The sequence below is a fragment of the Bacillus sp. EKM208B genome, from assembly GCF_011800725.1.
In the GTDB taxonomy this organism is placed as follows: Bacteria; Bacillota; Bacilli; order Bacillales; family Bacillaceae; genus Bacillus; species Bacillus velezensis.
In genome coordinates this window covers 221,594-242,722 of record NZ_JAANHO010000003.1, presented here as the reverse complement: position 1 = coordinate 242,722, position 21,129 = coordinate 221,594, and the positions used below count along the sequence as shown (strand labels likewise).

The 21,129-nt window shown below is 47.8% G+C and carries 21 protein-coding genes; 2 read left to right on the top strand and 19 right to left on the bottom strand.

Annotation, left to right across the window (positions count from 1 at the left end):
* Positions 1-3: 3 nt before the first annotated feature.
* The 7 genes from G9F75_RS06635 to G9F75_RS06605 all read right to left on the bottom strand — a co-directional run bounded on the left by G9F75_RS06635 (position 4) and on the right by G9F75_RS06605 (position 7,940).
* Complete coding sequence (locus tag G9F75_RS06635; RefSeq protein ID WP_003155051.1) at positions 4-954, bottom strand: ABC transporter permease; 951 nt, start codon at positions 952-954, stop codon at positions 4-6.
* Positions 955-1,020: 66 nt separating this feature from the next.
* Positions 1,021-2,649 (bottom strand): peptide-binding protein, encoded by a 1,629-nt coding sequence (locus tag G9F75_RS06630; protein ID WP_029973146.1) that lies wholly within the window; start codon positions 2,647-2,649, stop codon positions 1,021-1,023.
* A gap of 77 nt (positions 2,650-2,726) precedes the next feature.
* Positions 2,727-3,716, bottom strand: a complete 990-nt coding sequence (locus G9F75_RS06625; protein WP_014417412.1) for an ABC transporter ATP-binding protein — start codon at positions 3,714-3,716, stop codon at positions 2,727-2,729.
* A complete protein-coding gene (locus G9F75_RS06620) occupies positions 3,713-4,699 on the bottom strand; it encodes an ABC transporter ATP-binding protein (protein ID WP_025284553.1) in 987 nt (328 codons plus the stop codon). The genes G9F75_RS06625 and G9F75_RS06620 overlap by 4 nt, the downstream gene beginning before the upstream one ends.
* Positions 4,700-4,872: 173 nt before the next feature.
* Complete coding sequence (locus G9F75_RS06615; protein WP_095060850.1) at positions 4,873-5,658, bottom strand: DUF2268 domain-containing putative Zn-dependent protease; 786 nt, start codon at positions 5,656-5,658, stop codon at positions 4,873-4,875.
* Between the two features lie 82 nt (positions 5,659-5,740).
* A complete protein-coding gene (fabF, locus tag G9F75_RS06610; protein ID WP_021494977.1) occupies positions 5,741-6,979 on the bottom strand; it encodes a beta-ketoacyl-ACP synthase II in 1,239 nt (412 codons plus the stop codon).
* Between the two features lie 22 nt (positions 6,980-7,001).
* Entirely contained in the window at positions 7,002-7,940 is a 939-nt protein-coding gene (locus tag G9F75_RS06605; protein ID WP_007409122.1) for a beta-ketoacyl-ACP synthase III, read from the bottom strand.
* Positions 7,941-8,107: 167 nt separating this feature from the next.
* On the opposite strand from G9F75_RS06605, the gene G9F75_RS06600 reads away from it, so the two are divergent.
* Complete coding sequence (locus G9F75_RS06600; protein WP_007610579.1) at positions 8,108-8,326, top strand: hypothetical protein; 219 nt, start codon at positions 8,108-8,110, stop codon at positions 8,324-8,326.
* Between the two features lie 28 nt (positions 8,327-8,354).
* On the opposite strand, the gene G9F75_RS06595 is transcribed toward G9F75_RS06600, so the two are convergent.
* From G9F75_RS06595 to G9F75_RS06580, 4 genes are all read right to left on the bottom strand, one after another.
* Complete coding sequence (locus G9F75_RS06595; RefSeq protein WP_003155061.1) at positions 8,355-8,546, bottom strand: ComZ family protein; 192 nt, start codon at positions 8,544-8,546, stop codon at positions 8,355-8,357.
* A gap of 12 nt (positions 8,547-8,558) precedes the next feature.
* Positions 8,559-9,512: a BMP family ABC transporter substrate-binding protein gene (locus G9F75_RS06590; protein WP_072177123.1), complete on the bottom strand. Its 954-nt coding sequence runs from the start codon at positions 9,510-9,512 to the stop codon at positions 8,559-8,561.
* A 90-nt stretch (positions 9,513-9,602) separates the two neighbouring features.
* Positions 9,603-10,169 carry a Rossmann-fold NAD(P)-binding domain-containing protein gene (locus G9F75_RS06585; protein WP_021494976.1) on the bottom strand — a complete coding sequence of 189 codons (567 nt, stop codon included), beginning with the start codon at positions 10,167-10,169 and terminating at the stop codon, positions 9,603-9,605.
* Between the two features lie 82 nt (positions 10,170-10,251).
* Positions 10,252-10,986 (bottom strand): lipase family protein, encoded by a 735-nt coding sequence (locus G9F75_RS06580; RefSeq protein ID WP_014417405.1) that lies wholly within the window; start codon positions 10,984-10,986, stop codon positions 10,252-10,254.
* Positions 10,987-11,246: 260 nt separating this feature from the next.
* Here G9F75_RS06580 and G9F75_RS06575 point away from each other — a divergent pair, with 260 nt between their 5' ends.
* Complete coding sequence (locus G9F75_RS06575) at positions 11,247-11,432, top strand: YjzD family protein (RefSeq protein ID WP_007409129.1); 186 nt, start codon at positions 11,247-11,249, stop codon at positions 11,430-11,432.
* A gap of 35 nt (positions 11,433-11,467) precedes the next feature.
* Here the strand turns inward: G9F75_RS06575 and G9F75_RS06570 are convergent, their stop codons facing one another.
* From G9F75_RS06570 to argC, 8 genes are all read right to left on the bottom strand, one after another.
* Positions 11,468-11,647 (bottom strand): YjzC family protein, encoded by a 180-nt coding sequence (locus G9F75_RS06570; protein WP_003155070.1) that lies wholly within the window; start codon positions 11,645-11,647, stop codon positions 11,468-11,470.
* Positions 11,648-11,722: 75 nt separating this feature from the next.
* The gene (argF, locus tag G9F75_RS06565) at positions 11,723-12,694 is read right to left on the bottom strand and encodes an ornithine carbamoyltransferase (protein WP_021494974.1); all 972 of its coding nucleotides are present in this window, start codon (positions 12,692-12,694) and stop codon (positions 11,723-11,725) included.
* Entirely contained in the window at positions 12,682-15,777 is a 3,096-nt protein-coding gene (locus G9F75_RS06560) for a carbamoyl-phosphate synthase (glutamine-hydrolyzing) large subunit (protein ID WP_167408977.1), read from the bottom strand. Before G9F75_RS06560 ends, argF begins: the two co-directional genes overlap by 13 nt.
* The gene (locus G9F75_RS06555; protein WP_022553567.1) at positions 15,770-16,828 is read right to left on the bottom strand and encodes a carbamoyl phosphate synthase small subunit; all 1,059 of its coding nucleotides are present in this window, start codon (positions 16,826-16,828) and stop codon (positions 15,770-15,772) included. Before G9F75_RS06555 ends, G9F75_RS06560 begins: the two co-directional genes overlap by 8 nt.
* 69 nt (positions 16,829-16,897) lie before the next feature.
* The gene (locus G9F75_RS06550; RefSeq protein ID WP_128496562.1) at positions 16,898-18,055 is read right to left on the bottom strand and encodes an acetylornithine transaminase; all 1,158 of its coding nucleotides are present in this window, start codon (positions 18,053-18,055) and stop codon (positions 16,898-16,900) included.
* Positions 18,052-18,828 carry an acetylglutamate kinase gene (gene argB / locus G9F75_RS06545; RefSeq protein ID WP_021494971.1) on the bottom strand — a complete coding sequence of 259 codons (777 nt, stop codon included), beginning with the start codon at positions 18,826-18,828 and terminating at the stop codon, positions 18,052-18,054. Before argB ends, G9F75_RS06550 begins: the two co-directional genes overlap by 4 nt.
* 14 nt (positions 18,829-18,842) lie before the next feature.
* A complete protein-coding gene (gene argJ, locus G9F75_RS06540) occupies positions 18,843-20,060 on the bottom strand; it encodes a bifunctional ornithine acetyltransferase/N-acetylglutamate synthase (RefSeq protein WP_167408976.1) in 1,218 nt (405 codons plus the stop codon).
* 22 nt (positions 20,061-20,082) lie between these two features.
* A complete protein-coding gene (gene argC, locus G9F75_RS06535) occupies positions 20,083-21,120 on the bottom strand; it encodes an N-acetyl-gamma-glutamyl-phosphate reductase (protein WP_014417398.1) in 1,038 nt (345 codons plus the stop codon).
* Positions 21,121-21,129 lie beyond the last annotated feature (9 nt).

Genomic DNA, 21,129 nt, shown 5'->3' with positions numbered 1-21,129 from the left:
TTGTTAATATTCAATGCGGGGATCAACCAGCGCATATAAGATGTCCGCAATTAAATTCCCCACCACAACCAAAACAGCTGAAATGACCGTCATGGCCATGATAACCGGATAATCCCGCGAAAAGGCTGAATCAATAAACAATTTGCCGAGACCCGGCCAAGTGAAAATCTGTTCTACCACTACCGCTCCCCCGATAAATGACGGTATCATCAGACCAAAAATAGTGATGACAGGAAGAAGTCCGTTTCTCAAACCGTGTTTAAAAATCACTTTATTATCTCGGAATCCTTTCGCACGCGCCGTTCGTATATAATCCTGTTTTAACACATCAAGCATACTGGATCTTGTGTATCTCGTTATCCCTGCCATGTCTGCCGTGGCGAGCACAAAAGCAGGCAGAATCAAGTGATGCAATCGGTCAAATATGTTAAAGTCAGCATTCAAAGTGCTTACTCCGCCAGTGGGAAACCACCCCAGATTTACAGATAAAACCATGATTAAAATCAAACCGAACCAAAAATTCGGAATGGCAAGCCCTAAAAATGAAGTAACAGTTATCCCGTAATCCAATTTTGAATAAGGACGTTTCGCTGACAGAACACCAAATGGAATAGAAATAAGAAGAGCGACAAGGGTTGAGAAAAGCATAAGCACAATCGTATTCGGTAAGCGGGATAAGATAAGTTCAGAAACTGGAGTGCCTTTCTTGACGATAGAAGTCCCGAAATCCCCTTGCAGCATATTCCCCAGCCATTTCACATATTGAACAGGTTCCGGATCATTCAACCCGTATTTTTCAATGAATTTTGCCCTGTCCGCTTGACTGATTGTAGGGTCCATCATAAGTGACATCGGGTCTCCCGGCGCTGCTTTCATGATGGCAAACGACAAAATTGTAATGCCTAAGAGAATCGGCAAGGACATTAATGTTCGCCGTAAAATATATGTAACCATGTTCTTGTCCCCTTTTTAAATAGGATAAGAGAGGAAAGGAACCTCCTTCCCTCTCCAGGGCTTTTGCTATTTTTGATCCAGCCACCATTTTTCGATATTGTACAAGTCATTTTTAGGGTGGAATACATAGCCTTGTAAATTATTCGGCATCGCTCTGTGGTAATTGTAATAGAATAAGAAGCTGTACGGCTGATCTTCAGCAATCAATTTGTATATCTCTTCATATTTCTTTTGGTATTCTTTTCTGTCAGTAATTGACTTCGCTTCTTCAAGCAGCTTGTCGACTTTCGGGTTTTTATACCAGATATTATTCAGCCCGTTTTTCGATTGGCTTGAATGGAAGATAGAGAATTGATCCGGGAACGTTGCAAGACTCCATCCGAGAAGAAGAGCGTCATAATCCCAATTAGGGGCACTTGTCTGTTCGATTAACGCACTGAATTCAACAATTCGCGGTTTAGCCTCGATTCCCACTTCTTTTAATTGCTGCTGAACGACAACAGCTAAATCTTCACGAATTTTATTGCCCTGATTCGTTTTAATTTCAAATGAGAATTTTTTCCCGTCTTTATCAAGGTAGCCGTCACCGTCATGGTCTTCCCATCCGGCTTCTTTTAGCAGCTGCTTTGCTTTTTTCGGATTATAATCAAATGTCGGCACTTTAGACTTCGGATAATTCCATGACAGCGGACTCTCAGGAACATCCGCTACCTTACCGTCTCCGTTCAGCACTTGATCCACCATTGCCTGCCTGTCAAGAGCGTAAGTCAATGCCTGACGCACTTTTTTGTCCTTAAAGATCTCTTTTTTCTCATTCCAGCCGATATAGCTGTAGTTTAAGCCAAGGTCAGATTTGACCTTCACGTTTCCAAACGTTTTAACCGTATCAAAATCTGTGCCCGGCACAACGAAGAAATCAATATCCCCCGCTTTTAACTGAGCCACAGCAGCGTTAGAATCAGGTATTGTTTTTACTGTCACTGTATCAAGGTAAGGTCTGCCGCCAAAGTAATCATCATTTGCTTCCAGTTTGACATACTCGCCCTTTTTCCACTCAACAAACTTAAACGGACCGGAACCGATTGGATTTTTACGGTTAAATTCATTCTCTCCCAGATCTGCAACCGGCACCTTACCCAATATATGTTTAGGCAAAATGCCGTAACTGTCGAGAACGACATTATAGAAATAGGCATCTTTTTTCTTCATTTTAAACTGAATTTCATATTTTCCTTTTTTCGTTACGGATTTAAGGGACTCAAAACCCGAGCCACGCTCACCGTTGTAATCTTTGTTAAGAGGGATGCTGTAGGTGAAAACAACATCATCGGCCGTCAGCTCTTTTCCATCATGGAATTTAACGCCTTTTTTCAGTTTTACATCATACGTTAATCCCCCGTCAGCTTCTGTTACTTTTTCAGCCAGCGACGGCTTGACGTTTAATTTCTCATCAGTTTCCAATAATGTGCTGTAAAGCATGCCTTCAATATCAGAACTTGCAACATCGGTAGAATAAAGTGGATTAAAAAGTGTGGGTTCCCCGGTTGACCCGACAACCAAATCTCCGCCTTTTTGCGGTTTTCCTGCCGGTTTGGATTCGGTGCTTGTGGATTTTGAACCGGAGCAGGCTGACAGGAAGATGGCGAGCGCCATAAAAACACTTAGCATCATCAGTGCGCTTTTACGTAATTTCATATCAATTCCCCCTTTGTGATATATATGCAGCAAACTGGTTATGTAATCCGGCATACCCCCTCTCGATGCTTGTCATTTCAGGCATATAAATGGCAGGCGACGTAATGGCCGGGAGCGGCTTCTTCAAATGCCGGAATTTGTTCCTTGCAGATCGGTTTGGCCATCGGGCACCGCGTGTGGAACACGCAGCCTTTCGGCGGGTTTGCCGGGCTTGGCAGTTCTCCTTTCAGGATGATTCGTTCCCGCTTGACGGCGTCTTTTTTTCTCGTGACGGGCACTGAAGACAAAAGCGCCTGCGTATAAGGGTGAAGCGGATTGCCGTACAGCTCGTGTTTTTCAGTCAGCTCCATCATTTTTCCCAGATACATGACGCCGACTCTGTCGCTGATATGGCGGACAACACTCAAATCATGAGAAATAAACAAATAGGTCAGGTTGAATTCTTCCTGCAGTTCTTCCATCAGATTGATGACCTGGGCCTGAATGGAGACATCGAGTGCGGAAACGGGTTCATCCGCAATAATCAGCTCGGGATTCAATGTCAGAGCCCGCGCAATCCCGATCCGCTGGCGCTGCCCCCCGGAAAATTCGTGCGGATAGCGGTTTGCAAAGCTCGGATGAAGGCCGACTTTCGCCAGCAGCTCCTCCACTCGCTCGTTCCGCTCGCTCATGCTGTACATATGGTGAGTCTGGAACGGTTCTTTAATAATGGAACGCAGCGTTTTCCTCGGGTTAAGGGATGCGAAGGGATCTTGGAAGACCATCTGGATGTTTTTGCGGACGCTTTTTCTCAGCTTTTCTTCAGATAAGCCGGAAATATCCTGCCCCTTAAAAAGAATCCGGCCGTCTGTCGGCTTGTATAAACGGATCATCGTCCTTCCCGCCGTTGATTTGCCGCATCCTGATTCACCGACGATGCCGAGCGTCTCCCCGCGCTTCAGTGAAAAAGAAACACCGTCAACAGCCTTTATATCACCGACTTTCCTTTGAAAAAAACCGGAGCGGATCGGGAAATATTTTTTTACGTCTTTCAGCTCTAAAATCGTTTCTTGGCCTGCAGCTGTCATTTTGATTGGGCACCCTCTTCCTCATATAAAAAACATCTTACAGAACGGCCGCTTTCATGCGTTATCAGCTCCGGCTGCCCTGTTTTGCATTTGTCCATCGCTTTTGAACACCTCGGGGCGAATCGGCAGCCTTCCGGAAGATTATCCGGTGTCGGGACACTGCCTTTGATCGCTTTTAATGTATCAATCTCTCCATCTATCACCGGTATGGAGTTTAACAGCCCTTCGGTATACGGATGAAGAGGGTTTAAAAATAAGTCCTCCACACTCGCGCTCTCTACGACTTGTCCGCAGTACATCACGATCACCCTGTCGGCGGCTTCGGAAACCACACCTAAATCGTGAGTGATCAGCAGAATGGAAGTATCGAATTTTTTGCAGAGGTCTTTCATCAGCTCCAATACTTGGGCTTGTATCGTCACATCAAGCGCCGTCGTCGGCTCATCAGCGATCAGAAGCTTCGGATTGCAGCTGAGCGCGATGGCGATCATCACCCTCTGTCTCATCCCTCCGGAAAGACGGTGCGGATATTCTTTCATCACTTGTTCCGCTCTGGAGAATCCGACGAGTTCCAGAAGCTCAACGGCTTTTTTGGACGCTTCTCTTTTATTCATTTTTTTATGGTATTCAAGCACTTCGGTAATTTGTTCGCCGATGGTCAGCACCGGATTCAGGGAAGTCATGGGCTCCTGAAAGATCATAGAGACGTCATTTCCGCGGATTTTGCAATATTCGTTTTCGGTGAAGGAGGCCAGGTCTCTGCCTTCAAGCTTAATCGAGCCGTCCATAATTTTTCCGCCCGAGCCTTGGACAAGTCCCATAATAGAAAGCGAGGTGATGCTTTTGCCCGAGCCGGATTCTCCTACAAGAGCGACGGTTTCGCCTTTATTAATGTGAAAATCAACCCCGTCGACTGCGGGGATCGGCTGTTTCTTTCTGAAAAAATAGGTCTTTAAATTATTCACTTCTAATAGTGTGCTCATGATACGCCCCTTTCTCATTCCGCTGAAGCAGAGGGAAACATACGTTTCGCTATCACAAAATATAGAATAGTCGAAAAATTTTATAGTTGTATATTATTACATCATTATTACAAAAGCAAGAATTTTTTAGGATAAATGTAATATCCTTAAATAATTTCCATTCTTTTAATCTATTAAAGCGTTGCCTCCAGAAAGGTTTTTGAAGGGATGGCCAATGCTTCTTTTACTGTTTTTTGATGGTCGGTTAAATATTTTTTTACTATATTGAATCCGACGGCATAGCCGAGCATTGAGGGGAAGTATCCTTTTCCGTATAACAGCTGGGAAAACATTCTGCTGTCTCTCGTTAAGCGGAGGTTCGGCTTGACTCTTTTTTCAAACAGAAAATCAAGCTGCTCAGGCGTATAGTAGGACGTCCATTCCGCCGTAAGACTTGAGCCGAACCGCTCATATACAGCATATTCTGCCAGCCCCTCCATCATGATTGTATCAAGAAATGTCTCATCTTTTTCGTCCTTTGTCACATGTTCTAACCGGCAGACGTGATTATATTCATGTGTCATAAGGGCGGATACAGCTGAATTGGAACTATCCGACGATAGAAAGAGGAACATTTTGTCCCGAAAGGCCAGACCGGATTTTGATCCGAATTGCTGACGGATTTTCCGGTTTCGTTCATCGACGGGCAAAACTACGATCGGCACGTCCGGCCCGTTCCACTTCTCCTTTAAATAGGCTTCCTCCTTTTGAATATGGCTGTAGCATCCTTTTTCTTTCAGTCGTTTACTGGTCCTAACGCCGTCCTTCAGATGGCGGAACATGCCGTGGTTTTGCAGCATCCCGAGTATCGGCTTCCACTCTTTCTTATCGGCCCCTGAAAAAAGCGGCAAAAGATGCTGGGCCAGATCATTTACGGATGCCGCCTTTTCCATCCATTGATATGTCTGCTTGACGCTCATACCGTTCGCCTCCTCTTGTTGTTATCATATGCACGCACAAAAAAACCGGCCACCTTTTTCAGGCAGCCGGTCAAAAACTGTATTATTGATATTTTTTAAAGATCAAAGTGGCATTATGTCCGCCGAAGCCGAGCGAGTTGCTGAGAACGACGTTGACATCCTGCTCGCGCGCTTTGTCCGGTACATAATCTAAATCACACTCTTCATCAGGTGTTTCGATGTTAATCGTCGGCGGGATAATGCTGTCTTTAATGGCCATGACGGAGAAGATTGCTTCAATTCCTCCGGCAGCGCCTAACAAATGACCCGTCATTGATTTTGTCGAACTGACGGCAAGCTTGTACGCATGATCACCGAAAACGGTCTTAATGGCTTTTGTCTCGTATTTATCATTGTAGTACGTGCTTGTGCCGTGAGCGTTGATGTAATCAATTTCTTCAGGCTTGATGCCCGCATCTTTGATTGCTTCCTGCATCGCTCTCGCACCGCCTTCCCCGTCTTGGGCAGGCGCGGTAATGTGGTAGGCGTCACCCGTTGAGCCGTAGCCGACAATTTCCCCGTAGATTTTCGCACCGCGGGCAAGCGCGTGCTCAAGCTCTTCAAGCACGACGATCCCCGCGCCTTCTCCCATGACAAAGCCGTCACGGTTTTTATCAAACGGGCGGCTTGCCGTTTTCGGATCAGGATTTGTAGAAAGGGCTTTGTTTGCACTGAAGCCCGCAAATGACATTCTTGTCAGCGGCGCTTCCGTTCCGCCCGTAATCATCGCATCGGCATCGCCGCGCTGAATGACTTTAAACGCGTCACCGATAGAGTTCGTTCCCGTCGCACATGCCGTCACCGTACAGGAGTTGACTCCTTTTGCTCCGAGAGCGATTGAGATTTGGCCTGTCGCCATATCCGGAATCATCATCGGAACAAAGAACGGGCTGACCCTTCTCGGCCCTTTAGTCAGGAAGATTTCGAATTGGGATTCAAGCGTTTCAAGGCCGCCGATTCCGGACCCGACCCAAACGCCGACTCTCGGCGCGATCTCGTCTGTGATGTTCAGACCGGCATCTTGAACGGCCATTTTCGCGGCTACGACAGCGTATTGCGTGAAGCGGTCCATTTTTCGCGCTTCTTTTTTATCCATGTAATTTTCAATATTGAAATCTTTCAGTTCAGCAGCTACTTTCGCCGGATACTCGTCCGATTCCACACGTGTGATCGGTCCGATTCCGGATACGCCGCCGATTGCATTTTTCCAGCTTGTTTCGGCGTCGTTTCCAAGCGGAGACAGGGCTCCAAGCCCTGTAACGACTACTCTTTTTTTACTCATCTTGTGTGCACCTCACCTTTTTTTATCGTCCCCAGCGTATTGCTATGGCGCCCCATGTCAATCCTCCGCCGAAACCGACCATGACGATGACGTCGCCGTCTTTAATTTTGCCTGCTTCCAGTTCCTCTACTAATGAAATCGGAATGGATGCTGCGGATGTGTTTCCATATTTATGGACTGTTTTAGACATCTTTTCAACCGGAAGCTCCAAACGTTCCCGTGCCGCTTCCATGATGCGGATGTTTGCCTGATGCGGAATCAAAAAGTCTACGTCCTCTTTGGAGAGGCCGGCTTTTTCAATGACATTTACACTCGATTCACCCATTTGCCGGACGGCGAATTTGAATACTTCTCTTCCATGCATGATTGTATGCCCTTTTTCATCTAAGTACAAGTGCTGACCGCCTGTACCGTCTGCTCCGAGCTCAAATGACAGTATGCCTCTGTCGTCGCTGACCGGTCCGATGACCGCCGCTCCGGCTCCGTCTCCGAACAGCACAGCCGTATTGCGGTCGTCCCAGTCGGTAATGCTTGAGAGCTTTTCCACGCCGACCACGAGGACATGTTTGTATGTTTGCGATTCAATGAATTGTTTGGCGGTTACGATACCGTACATAAAACCCGCACATGCGGCGCTGATATCCATCGCGCACGCTTTTTTGGCCCCGAGCTTCTCTTGTATCATACAGGAAACGGTAGGGAAGGACTGGTCAGGAGTAACCGTCGCCACGAGGATCATATCAAGCTCCTCAGCGGAAATGCCGGCCTGATCAAGCGCTTTTTGCGCAGCCTCAGCGGCCATGCCGGATGAATACATATCTTCCGCGGCGATTCTTCTTTCTTCTATACCTGTTCTCGTACGAATCCACTCGTCCGATGTATCTACCATTTGTTCAAGATCATGATTTGTCAGCACTTTTTCCGGGATGTAACGGCCGACGCCAAGAATTCCAGCTTTCATTGGAAAAGACTCCTTTTTTATAATGAATTTAAAACTAATTAGTTATGATCAATTATTAGTATCAGGTACTAATTCTACCCTATTTTTTTTCTGTTGGCAATATATTCGTCTAAACTATCGGACGCTGCTCCTCATAGAATAAAAGGAAGACGAAAGGAGGCTTCACTATGGATATTTTCTCCAAAATGATGTTCGGCGATTCCAGAGACCGGGATAAAGAACCGGAAGAAACCCCTGAGCAGCCTCAGGCTGAAAACGAAGAAGAGATCGATTACAACCACGTGATGAATCAGCTGGGGTCCATCATGAACTCTCTGGATCAATTAAAGCCCGTATTTAAAGACTTCGCGCCGATGGTGTCCGCTATAAAGAAAAAAATCATGTGAAAAGCCACTTCATGAAAAGTGGCTCTCTTTATTTATTCAGCTCCCCGGCATCAGATCTGCCAAGCTCATACGCTTCCGCCATGACCGATGTAAACAGGTCCATAAACGGCTGAATCATTTCCATAGACAGATCTATGCCGGATTTCTCAAGCTCCGCCTTTGCTTCCGGCAGGTATTTCATCGCGATCTGCATAAATTCAAGAGACTTTTCATGCTGCATGTGTATCCACCTCTATTCATTTGACGGCAGTTCATTTGTTCTGTTATACGTTTTGACAAGGTCTGAGATTTTGTCTTGAAATGCTTTGTCCACCAGAGGGCTGAACGTCCCCATTTCAACGACTCCTTCCCTGAAATCAAAGTTGTGATCTCCGCTCTTGAGCGTACCTTTATTATATTGCTCGGCAATTAATGTATAGGCTTTATCTACGTTTTGCACCGTGCTTGTCAGCACCGTGTTTTTGCCGAGATTCGATTGCTCGGCGACATAGCCGATGGCGTAAAGCCCGTCTTTTTTGATTTGCTGAATGACAGGAACATTATACCCGTCTCCGGCCGGATATACAACATCCGTGCCTTCCGCTTTTAACTTCTCGTAAAGATGCAGCGCTTCATTGCCGTTATCCCAGTGGTCCGTAAATTCAGTATTGACGGTGATATCAGGCTTTTCATATTTCGCCCCTTTGATAAAGCCGTCTACTTCAGGCTGCCACAGAAAGGAGGCGATGACACCTACCTCATTGGTTTTTGACATATGGGCGGCCGTCATTCCCCCGAAAAAGCCCATTGCTTCTCCCATCAGGTGAACGCTTGTGACATTATCGCTTTTCGCCGTTCCGTTTGCGACGACGAATTCCATATCGGGATAATCCTTGCTGATCATATTGAAAATTTCCTCGTATTCATTTCCGTGCCCGTATAAAAGATTGACTCCTTTTTTATGAAAATCATCTATCGCTTTTAAAATATCTTCATCGGATCTGATATTTTCTTTATAATAAACGTCAACGTTAAATTCAGATTGTATCGCTAATAAACCTTTGTAACCTTTTGTGCCCCATACCAAGTCACTGATGGTATCGGGAAAAAGCATTCCGACCTTCTCAATTTTTCCTTTAAACGGAGTTTGTGCGCATCCGCTCAATAAAAGGAGGACAGAAAAGGTCATGACAAGCCTGGTGATCAAGCCATGTTCAACCCCTTTTCAAACTCATAACATGTATAAATTGATATACGTTTATTGTAGCGGTAATGCACATAACATGGAAGGTATTTCTTAAAAAATGTCGAATATTGATGAAAATTGTCTTTTCCACTCTTTAATTTTTTCTTCCGCTTCCTTTTTTTGTGTTTTTTCTTTTATTTCCAGGGTAATAATCTGGTTTTCGTCTTCTGTACCGTCAGCCTCAAGCTGATTCATCAGCCCGCAGACTGCGTCTTCTAAATAGATCCTGCTTTCGCCATTTTCTTTTGCTTCCGTCCACGGACCGTAGAGGGGAGGAAGGATAATCGCTTTTGCCGTATCCCGCTGACCGTTTTTTTCCCAGTCTCCGTGATCCTCACTGTAAACAATCCAATATAAAGGCTCAGCCCTTTCTTCAGGCAGACACCCGCTCCCGTATTGAACGCAGATACGATCGTATTCCTTTTCACCGATTTCATCTATTATTTGAAAAAGCCCGTTTCTCGCGAGCCACATTAAACGTTCTTCTAAATACAGCTGCCTCGTTTTGTCCTCCGGTTCTGCCAAAATGACATCAACATGCACACCCTCATCCATCAACCGTTCGCACAATGAAAGGCCGAGAAATTCATCTGCTCCAATGATCAGCGCTGTCTTCATCACATCTGCCGCCTTTCCGGTTATTCATTCGCACACAAGCCAAACAGCCCTCTGAAAAGAGATGGCTGTTGTATTCTATTCATTACAGGTCTTTTTCATGACTGCGGAAAAACCGGCAGATGGCTCTGTACATGCGCGCAGGGTTTTCAAGCAGGTGATACGTGATATCAGTCTTGCTTCCGGTCTTTTCCCGGGCTTCTTTATACGCGTTCGCATGCAGGGTGTACGGGTACGGCGCTCCGGTCGTTCTTTGCCATATATGTACCGGCGCGCGGGTGCGGCAGCCGGTAATGGTCTGATAGCTCAGTGAGCTTGCCTCTTTTTCAGAAACACCGAAGCTTTGTGCCGTTTCCCTCAGAAACTGCTTATAAAAAAACTTATTTTCTTTCTCTGATTCAAAATGGGCTTGAAGATCAAGACAAGGATCTAACATTGCGGCTGAACGGATATGCTCCGGTGAAGACTGCAGCAATTGATCGGCGATGAGGGCGCCCATGCCTTCTGCGAGCAAGTGTATTTTCGGATTGAGGGTTTCTTGTTTCAGCACATAATGAATCAGCTGTCTGGCGTAAAGGACGGCTTTTTCCGAACCCCAATGCCGTCCGTATAAATTGCTGTTGAAAATGGTGTACCCTCTGTCAAGCATCGTATTTAACAGCTGGTTTCTCCCTTCATGTTCGAGCCAAAAGCTTGAGTCCCGGCTGACAAAGTGGGTTCTGTCCCCCAGAATAAAGATACAGAAGCCGTTCGGCCGATACGGCAGATGGATGACGTTCAGCTCAGATCCGAATTGGAAGAATCTTTCCGTTATCCCCATGTCTGCCCGCCTCCTTTTACTCCTAATCTCTCTATTGGCTATCATATGTAAGAAGAATGAAAACGGATCGGATAAACTCCTATTTGCTGCTATGTTTTGGCTATTATCCCGAGCACGGGAACCGAATTTTCCGTCAGACGGCCGGACAGGCGGGCACATGTCAGGTTCAGGCGCGCTTTTTGATGAGAAAATGACCTTCCGCCCGCGCTTTATGTATGGTATGATACAACGTAGAATAAAATGAAGGACGAGGTGGAAACGTGCGGTTTATTATCGGTTTTATTTGGACGTTCCTTTTAACACATATGGCCTGTTATTTGGTCGCCTCCATGAACAGCGCGGCGTACAATTTCAAGCAATCATCCGTTATTGCCGTAGTTATTGCAGTGCTTGTCTTTGTTCTTGCGGAGATCATGCCTGTCAAACAGGATGCAAGCCAGCATTAAATAAAAAACCTGCTATTCAGCAGGTTTTTTTGTGTTCACGGTTTTCGTTGATACGTCCACAATCTGTTGTGGTTTGAAGTTTCAGGGAACATTTCTCCCACTGTGAGCTTGATTTTCTGCGGATTTTTAACCATGCTTCCCGTTTCGCCGATTTCAACGTACACACCGTTATTCGGCGCTTTTTGTCCCGGGCGGAATTGATGCTGCTGTCCCACGTCATTTCCTCCTTTTTCTTTTTTATGTAGTATGCGCTTGTATGCGGAGAAATATCAAAAACCGCTGAATGAGATTCAGCGGTTTTTTTGTTCATCCTGTTTGTAAAGAAGAGCTTTCAGGAGCGCTTTTTGCGCGTGAAGCCGGTTTTCCGCCTGCTGGAATACCGCAGAGTTCGGGCCGTCGATAATCTCGGACGTGACCTCTTCCTCCCGATGCGCGGGCAGGCAATGCAAAAATGTATAGTCAGGTTTGGCGAGACTGACGAGTGAGGCGTTGACTTGATACGGGGCAAACACGTTCAGCCGCTGCTGCGTCTCTTCCTCCTGCCCCATGCTCGTGAAGACGTCGGAGTAAATCACGTCTGCATCCTGCACCGCTTCCTGCGGATTTTCGGTAAGGGTGATTTTCGCTCCGGAAACAGCCGCCGCTTCTCTCGCGGCATTCACCGCCTCTTCCTCTACTTCATAGCCTTTCGGCGAAGCAATCGCAATGTCACAGCCCATTTTTGCGCAGCCGATCATAAGTGAATGCGCCACATTATTTCCGTCACCGATATAGGCGGCTTTTACTCCTTTTAATTTTCCTTTTATTTCTTGTATCGTTAACAGATCCGCGAGTGCCTGACACGGGTGATACCGGTCGGTCAGCCCGTTTATGACGGGAATGTCTGCATGCTCGGCAAGCTCTTCGACTTTTTCATGTTCAAAGGTGCGGATCATAATGGCATCAACGAAGCCGGACAGCACCTTCGCCGTATCCGCGACCGTCTCCCCCCGCCCAAGCTGCAGGTCGCTGCTTGAAAGAAATAGTCCCGTTCCCCCGAGCTGGGCCATTCCCGCTTCAAAAGACACACGCGTGCGGGTTGAAGATTTTTCAAAAATCATCGCCAATGTTTTCCCTTGGAAAATCGGCTGTATCGGATGTTGTTTTAATAATGAAGCTTCTGTCAGAAGCGCATTGATGTCTGACGGGCTGACATCTTTTAAGGAAAGAAAATCTTTTCCGTACAAATGGGTTAATGTGTGTTCCGCTTTTATTGTGTGCATGATGCCACTTCCTTTTGATAAAGATCTTTGAGCGATACAGGCTGAGGTTTGCCGGAGCCGCTTTCTAAAAATGCCTTTACGGTTTCCGGTTCAGTAAAGACCGTCACACCGTGCGTCATGGCTTCGATCCGTTGTTTACGCGCTTCTTCAGAGTGATTGAAATTGATATGGACCGCTTTATCCTTTCGCTCTGCCCATGCCGGGAACGCATCTTTGCATACCGTAAATCCCGCCTCTTGAGCCTGACGTTCCAATTCCGCATCACAGCCTTCCAGATAGATGCAGCCTTTTTTCTCCCAGACGTGCGCGTAGATTTTTTTCAGGGCGCTTTCTGCGTCAAACGCGACACACATGCCTTCTCCGGTCGACTTCATTTCCGGCCCGGGCTTTACGTCCACATCCTGAATGGCGTGAGAAGAAAAAACCGGGAATTTCACTGCCGTTCCGTGCTGATTTTGAACCTCGGGCTTGATGTCTTTAAGGGAAGCGCCGGCCAGCAATCTGGCGGCAAGCGGGATCATCGGCACCCCCATCACCTTAGACACGACAGGAACCGTGCGGCTTGCCCGCGGATTCACTTCAAGAACGAGAATATCTCCTTTGTCATCAATGACAAACTGAATGTTCATGATGCCTTTAAAAGCCAGTTTTACCGCGATTTTTTCGGCGGCCTCTTTTATATTACGCTGCATATCAGGTGTGACAGACGGACCCGGAAGAATCGCAAAACTGTCGCCCGAATGGACGCCGGCGCGTTCAATGTGCTCTGTATAAGTCGGCACGAATACTTCATGTCCGTCGGAAATCAGATCGATCTCCAATTCTTTTCCTGTAATGTACTGATCGATCAAAATCGGATACGGCATGCCCGCTTCATTTTCCAGCAGTTCTGACATTTGCGCTTCTGAATCAACGATGATCATGCCCATCCCACCGATGACATAAGACGGACGGATCAGCACGGGGTAGCCGATTCGGCTTGCTTTTTCCGTTGCTTCTTCTTTTGAATAAGCGGTTTCGCCTTTGGCATGTTTCAGGTCAAGATCATCAAGCAGCTGATAAAACAGATCCCGATCCTCCAGCGCATCAAGGGTTTCAAAGGATGTTCCGAGCAGCGGAATGCCCGCTTTTTCCAGCGGTTCAGCGGCATTGATCGCGGTCTGTCCCCCAAATTGGACGATGGCAAAATCAATGTTTTCATGTTCCGCCACGTTCAAAATATGTTCTGTCGTCAGCGGTTCAAAATAAAGCCGGTCGGCGATTTCATAATCCGTGCTTACTGTTTCCGGATTGTTATTGATCATAATCGTTTCATACCCCAGCTTTTGCAGGGTCAGAACGCCGTGGACGGCGCTGTAATCAAATTCCACTCCCTGACCGATGCGGATCGGGCCGGAGCCGATGATGAGGGCGCGTTTTTTCTCTTTTCGGCTGATATCTCCGTCGCTTTCCCCGAGGTAGGTGGAGTAGAAATAATTCGTCTTGGCATCAAATTCAGCGGCGCATGTATCTACGATTTTAAACGACGGGACGATGCCTGATTTCTTTCTGAGAGCACGGATGTCTTCTTCCGTTTTTCCCGTGAGAGATGCGATCATGACATCCGTGAAGCCCTTTACCTTCGCCTGCTTTAAAAGCGGGACAGACAGATGATCCCCTTCTTCCATCAGCTTGTTTTCCAATGTGATGATATTTCGGAATACATGGAGAAAAAACGGATCAATTTTCGTTTTGGCATGGATGTCTTCTATCGTTTCACCGCGGCTTAACAGTTCCATGACGACGAAAAATCTCCGGTCATCCGGCGTTACCGCTAATTCCCACAGCTGATTGATCGTACAGCCGCCGAGTTCAGGCAGGCGGGTGCCGATCGTTTTCAGCTCAAGGGAGGCCGCCGCTTTTTGAATGGCCGCTTCCATATTTCTTTCGATCGCCATGACCTCTCCCGTCGCTTTCATCTTCGTTCCGAGCGTGCGGTCGGCATGTTTAAATTTATCAAACGGCCAGCGCGGGAATTTGACGATGACATAATCAAGCGCCGGTTCAAAGCTTGCATAAGTAGAGCCCGTCAGCGGATTTTTCAGTTCGTCGAGCGTATAGCCGACGGCAAGTTTCGCCGCCATTTTGGCAATCGGGTAGCCGGTCGCTTTTGACGCGAGGGCCGATGAACGGCTGACACGCGGGTTCACTTCAATGACATAGTACTGTTTGCTGAACGGATCCAGCGCAAATTGAATGTTGCAGCCGCCGACCACATCCAGCGCCGAAATAATCGCCAGGCTTGCTGAACGCAGCATCTGATATTCTTCATCCGTTAACGTCTGGGACGGTGCGACGACGATGGAGTCTCCTGTATGCACGCCGACGGGATCGATGTTTTCCATATTGCAGACGGTGATGCATGTATGATTGCTGTCGCGCATGACCTCATATTCGATTTCTTTAAAACCGGCGATGCTTTTTTCGACGAGGCATTGGCTGATCGGGCTTGCTAACAGCGCCTGTTTAATAAGCGTCTGAAACGCTTCTTTCGTTTTCGCGATTCCGCCTCCCTTTCCGCCTAACGTGTACGCCGGTCTCAGAATGACCGGAAATCCGATAGACTCAGCGAAACGGAGGGCGTCTTCTTCGTTGTCGACGATTTCGCTTTCCGGAACGGGCTGATCGAGCTCTTTCATCAGGGCGCGGAACTGCTCCCGGTCTTCGCCTTTTTGAATGGTTTCCACCGATGTTCCCAAGAGCTTGACGTGATGCTTCTTCAGCACGCCTGCTTCTTCAAGCTTAACGGCTAAATTCAATGCCGTCTGGCCGCCCAAATTGGCAAGCAGACCGTCCGGTTTTTCTTTTTCAATAATGGCCTCGATGCTGTCGGTTGTGAGCGGTTCAAAATATATTTCATCGGCAAACGCCTCATCCGTCATAATCGTTGCCGGGTTGTTGTTGACTAGAATAACGCGGTATCCTTCTTCTTTCAGAGCCATGCAGCCCTGCGTTCCTGAATAATCAAATTCTGCCGCCTGGCCGATGATGATGGGGCCGGAGCCGATGACTAATATGCTGGAAATGGTTGTATCTTTAGGCATGAGCGATTTCTCTCCTTGCTGGTATCACTTTCTCTAGAAATTCATCAAATATCCACTCGCTCTCAGCCGGGCCGGGATGAGCTTCAGGGTGGAACTGGACGCTTAATACGGGAAGGCGCTTATGAATGAGCCCTTCCACCGATGTGTCATTGACATGGTGAAATCTGATGGACAGCTCGTTTTCGTCAATTGATGCTTCATCGACGACATAGCTGTGGTTCTGGCTTGTCATAAACACCCGTTTCGTTTTCCGGTCAATGACGGGATGGTTGGCACCCCTGTGGCCGAACGGCAGCTTATACGTATTTCCTCCGAAAGCCAGGGCAATCAGCTGATGCCCGAGGCAAATGCCGAGTGCGGGGAAATCACTGAGTAATGATGTAATCCGGTTCATGTACGGCGCAATCGCTTTCGGGTCGCCCGGGCCGTTTGAGAGCACGATTCCGTCAGGCTGAATGTCGTAAACGGCGTTCATCTGCTGATACGGAATGACCGTTACTTTACAGCCGCGCTTTACAAGTGACGAGGCGATTGATTTTTTATAACCGAAATCAATGAGCGCGATATGCCGGTCTCCGTTCCCCATTGACGTGATGTCTTCAGACTGCGCCAGCTCCGCCGGGTTTTCTGTTCCGGATGCTGCGGGAATTTCTCCTGTTGTTGACACGGCAGCGTTCATCGTGCCGCCGGAGCGGATGGTTTTGACGACGGCCCGTGTGTCCACTTCGGTTAAGAGCGGGATGTTCCATTTATTTAAATACTCTCTCAAGCTTGAAACTGCTTCATGGTGAGAAAAATGTTCACACGCTTCATAGACGACAACAGCCTTGACTTGAGGAATCTTACTTTCAAGGTCTTTTTCATTAATTCCGTAGTTTCCGATCAGCGGATACGTAAAGACGATGATCTGGCCCTTATATGACGGGTCTGTAAGCACTTCCTGATAACCCGTCATTCCGGTGAAAAAAACCGCTTCGCCAACACAGCGGGCCTCTTTTTCAAGTTCACCGCCGAATGATGTTCCGTCTTCCAATACTAAATAGCCTTTCATCTAAAGCCCACCTCTTGATGAATAATTAATTAAAAATATGAATTTTTATACTCTTATATCGAAAAAAAATTACCGTTTCACTGCCGAATGCGCTTCGATCGCTGCTTTCAGCATACTGACGGCCGACAGCATTTCTTCTTCAGAAACTGTAAGCGGCGGGAGCAGCCTGATGACATTCGGTCCGGCCGGAAGCACGAGAAGTCCGCGTTCCTGCAAATCTCCGATAATGCCGGACACGGGACCTGCGCATTCAATGCCGATTAATAACCCTTTTCCGCGGATTTCTTTTACAAAAGGCCCTGTCAGTTCACGGTTCAGCTGCGCTTTTAAAAATGATCCTTTGTCTGCCGCCTCCTGGAGAAAGTCCGGCTGAAACACAATGTCCAAGGTTGCTTTCACAGCTGCCATGGCAAGCTTATTGCCGCCGAAAGTCGTACCATGCGTACCCGGCGTAAAGGCGTCTCCAAGCTTCTTTTTGCCGATCACGGCTCCGACGGGAAAACCGTTTCCAAGCCCTTTCGCAGCAGTGATGATGTCCGGAGAGATGCCGAAATGCTCATAGCCGAATGCCTTGCCCGTCCGGCCGATTCCGGTTTGAATCTCGTCTGCGATAAGCAGCGCCTGTTTGTCTTTGCAAAATGTCTGTAAGGCTTCGATGAATTCCGGATCGGCGGGATTGACTCCCCCTTCTCCCTGCACCGTCTCAAGCATGACGGCGGCGATATCATCCTCTTTTGAAAGCGTACTGAATGCCGACGGATCATTGAACGGAAGATAGTGAAAGCCTTGAAGCATCGGTCCGAAACCGGTCTTGATTTTGTCTTGTCCGGTGGCGGCCATCCCCGCATAGGTCCGTCCGTGAAAGGATTGATGAAATGTTACGATTTTTGTCTTTCCCGTTGCTTTACGGGCAAGCTTAATGGCGCCTTCATTCGCTTCGGCCCCGCTGTTGCAGAAAAAAACGAGATCCCCCGCGCTAAGTTCGGCAAGCTTTGCCGCGGCTTTTTCCTGAAGATCATTTTCAAACAGATTGGAAACGTGCCATACGCTGTCAAGCTGTTCTTTCACCGCTTCTGTGACCTCATCATGACAATGGCCGAGATTGGAAACGGCGATGCCCTGAATAAAATCGAGATACGTTTTTCCGTTTTCATCCTCTGCGATTGTCCCTTTCGCTTTTTTGATATCGATGGGCCAGCGGCTGTAGGTTTGAAATAAACTGCTCATGACACGCTCTCCTTTTCTTTGACGATTTTTGTTCCTTGGAAGGCTTGATCGGTGAAAAACGCTCCTTTTCCGTTTACGATCATCACTTCCTCGACATCTTCACTCAGTGCCGATAATGCCGAGTTTACCTTCGGAATCATCCCTCCTGAAATCACGCCGTCATCGATGAGGACCTGAATCTCTTGCGGCGTCAAAGTATCCAGCCTGTTCTCTCCGTCCATAATTCCTTCGACATCCGTGACAAATAAAAGTTTGTCGGCGTGTAAGGCTGAAGCGACGGCCGATGCCGCGGCGTCTGCGTTGACGTTCAGCGTTTCGAAATCACTTGTCATGGAAAGCGGAGCGATAACGGGAATGATGCCTGCTTTCATTAATGCGTGTATGATTGACGGATCGGTTTTTTGTATTTCGCCGACTTCTCCGTATTTGTCTTGATTAAGATAGGATGCTTGAAGGAGACCGCCGTCCTTTCCTGATATTCCCGCGGCTTTCAGCCCGTTTTTCGCGAGTTCGGTTACGAAAAATTTATTGATCGTCCCTGACAAGACCATTTCCGCTGTTTCCAGCACCGGTTTGGTCGTTTTCCGCTGTCCATCGACAAATTCCGTTTCAATCTGCAATGTTTTCAGCATTCTTGAAATGTCCGGGCCGCCTCCATGCACGACGGCAATGTTCCAGCCCGATTGCATAAGCTCTTTTACATTTTGAAAAAAATCGGCGGATAACTCGCGGATTACGCTTCCGCCGCACTTAAAAACGATGGTTTTCTTCATGCCGCTCCCCTTTGTTATGTGCGATAGCTCGCATTGATTTTGATATAATCATAGGTTAAGTCACATCCCCATGCCCGGCCGCTGCCGGAGCCTTCCTGCAGGCGGACTGCAATCGTAATTTCATCACCTGATAAGTACTCCTTGGCATCAGTTTCCGAAAACGGCTGAGGTTCGTTGTGTTTAAACAGACACTGGCCGCCGAGGAAAACTTCCACTTGTTCGGCCGTTACGCTTGCCGCACTGTGCCCGATTGCGCCGATGATGCGCCCCCAATTGGCGTCTGTGCCGTAAACGGCGGTCTTCACAAGGCTTGAGCCGACGATTTTTTTGGCGATAATATTCGCCTCAAGGTTATTTTTCGCGCCTTCGACTCTGGCTTCAATTAATTTCGTCGCTCCTTCACCGTCTCTGGCAATATCTTTGGCAAGGTCTTCGCATACAAGCTTTAATCCCTTTTTAAAAGCCGGCCAGTCAGGGTGCTGCTCCGTCAGGCAATCATTCCCCGCGCAGCCGTTCGCCATCACAAGCACCATGTCATTCGTCGATGTTTCTCCGTCAACGGTGATTTGGTTAAATGAAACATCCGTAATCTCTCTGAGCACGTTTTTGAGCGCCTGTTCTTCCACGGCCGCGTCCGTTGTGACAAAGCCGAGCATTGTCGCCATGTTGGGGTGGATCATGCCGGAGCCTTTCGCCGCTCCGCCGATCGTGATGATGTCTCCGCCGATCACCAGTTCATAACACGTCTGTTTCGTCACTGTATCCGTCGTCAAAATGGCTTCTTCAAATGCTCCGGACACGGACGGCGCTTGACCGAGCTGTTCAATGCCCGCTTGAATTTTTTTCATATCTAAAAGCTCGCCGATCACCCCGGTTGACGAAACCGCAACAAGCTCCGGCTCAATGCCGAGCTGGCTCGCGAAGCCGTCCCGCATTTCATAGGCGTCCTTTAATCCTTGGTCTCCCGTACAGGCGTTGGCAATCGCGCTGTTGACGATAACCGCCTGAAGCACACCCTCTTTTTTCAAGCTGGCTTGCGTCACTTTCAGCGGCGCTGCCTGAAAATGGCTCTGCGTATATACCGCTGCACTGACTGCAGGCGCTTCACTGATAATCGCTCCGAGATCTTTTTTTGAATAGCGCAGACCGCAGTGCACGCCCTTTGCCTCAAACCCTTTCGGCGAGGATACGCCGCCTTTTATTTTCGTGATTTCCTCACTCAGCTGAATCATATTTTTGAATCCCTCTTTCGTTCTATGGATAGACTGGCGTCATCGTAAGTCCCGTTTCTTCCTGCCAGCCATTCATGATATTTAAATTTTGAACCGCCTGCCCTGCGGCGCCTTTCATCAGATTATCTATGACAGAAACGATGGTGGCACGGTTTGTTCTTTCATCCACGGTGACACTGATATCACAAAAATTGCTGCCGTATACCTCTTTCGTCGCCGGAAATTCACCTTCCGGCCTGATTCTGACAAAATATGAATCTTTGTAGAATTCGGAATACAATTCTCTTACCTGTGCAGCAGACATACCCGGGGGAGCCTCCGTATACATCGTCGCCATAATGCCCCTTGTCATCGGCGCCAAATGAGCGGAAAACGTGATCGGGCCTGTGCCGGGCTGCCAAGCCGCTAATTGCTGTTCAATTTCCGGAGTATGCTGATGCTCATTAACCTTATAAATTTTGAAATTATCATTCAGCTCAGAATAATGAGTGCCCATGGATGCTTTTCGGCCGGCGCCGGATACGCCTGTTTTCGCATCAACAATCAGAAATGAATCTTGTAAAAGCTTATTCTTCGCCAGCGGGGCGAGCCCGAGCAGCACAGCCGTCGGAAAACATCCCGGATTGGCAATCAGCTTTGCAGTCTGAATCTCTTCTTTTTGCAGTTCAGCTAAACCGTAAACCGCGCTTTGAATCGTTCCTTTCGGAGCGGCCTTCCGCTTATACCACTTTTCATACACGGCCGGGTTTTGAATCCGCAGATCGCCGGATAGATCAATGACCGGGATGCCCGCCTCCGCCAGCTTGGGCGACCACTCTCCGGAGACGCCGGGCGGCGCGGCTATGAACATGACATCAATTTCGTTTCGGATCGTTTCTATATGAAGCGGCTGAAGTGATTGTGACGCTATATTCCTCAAATGCGGATATGAAGCGGCATATTCTTTTCCTTCGTCACTCGATGAATATAATATACAATCCTCTGCATAAGGGTGATGGTTAAGAATCCTGACAAGCTCAGCGCCTCCATAACCAGTAGCGCCTATAATACCTATTTTCAACGGGTTCAC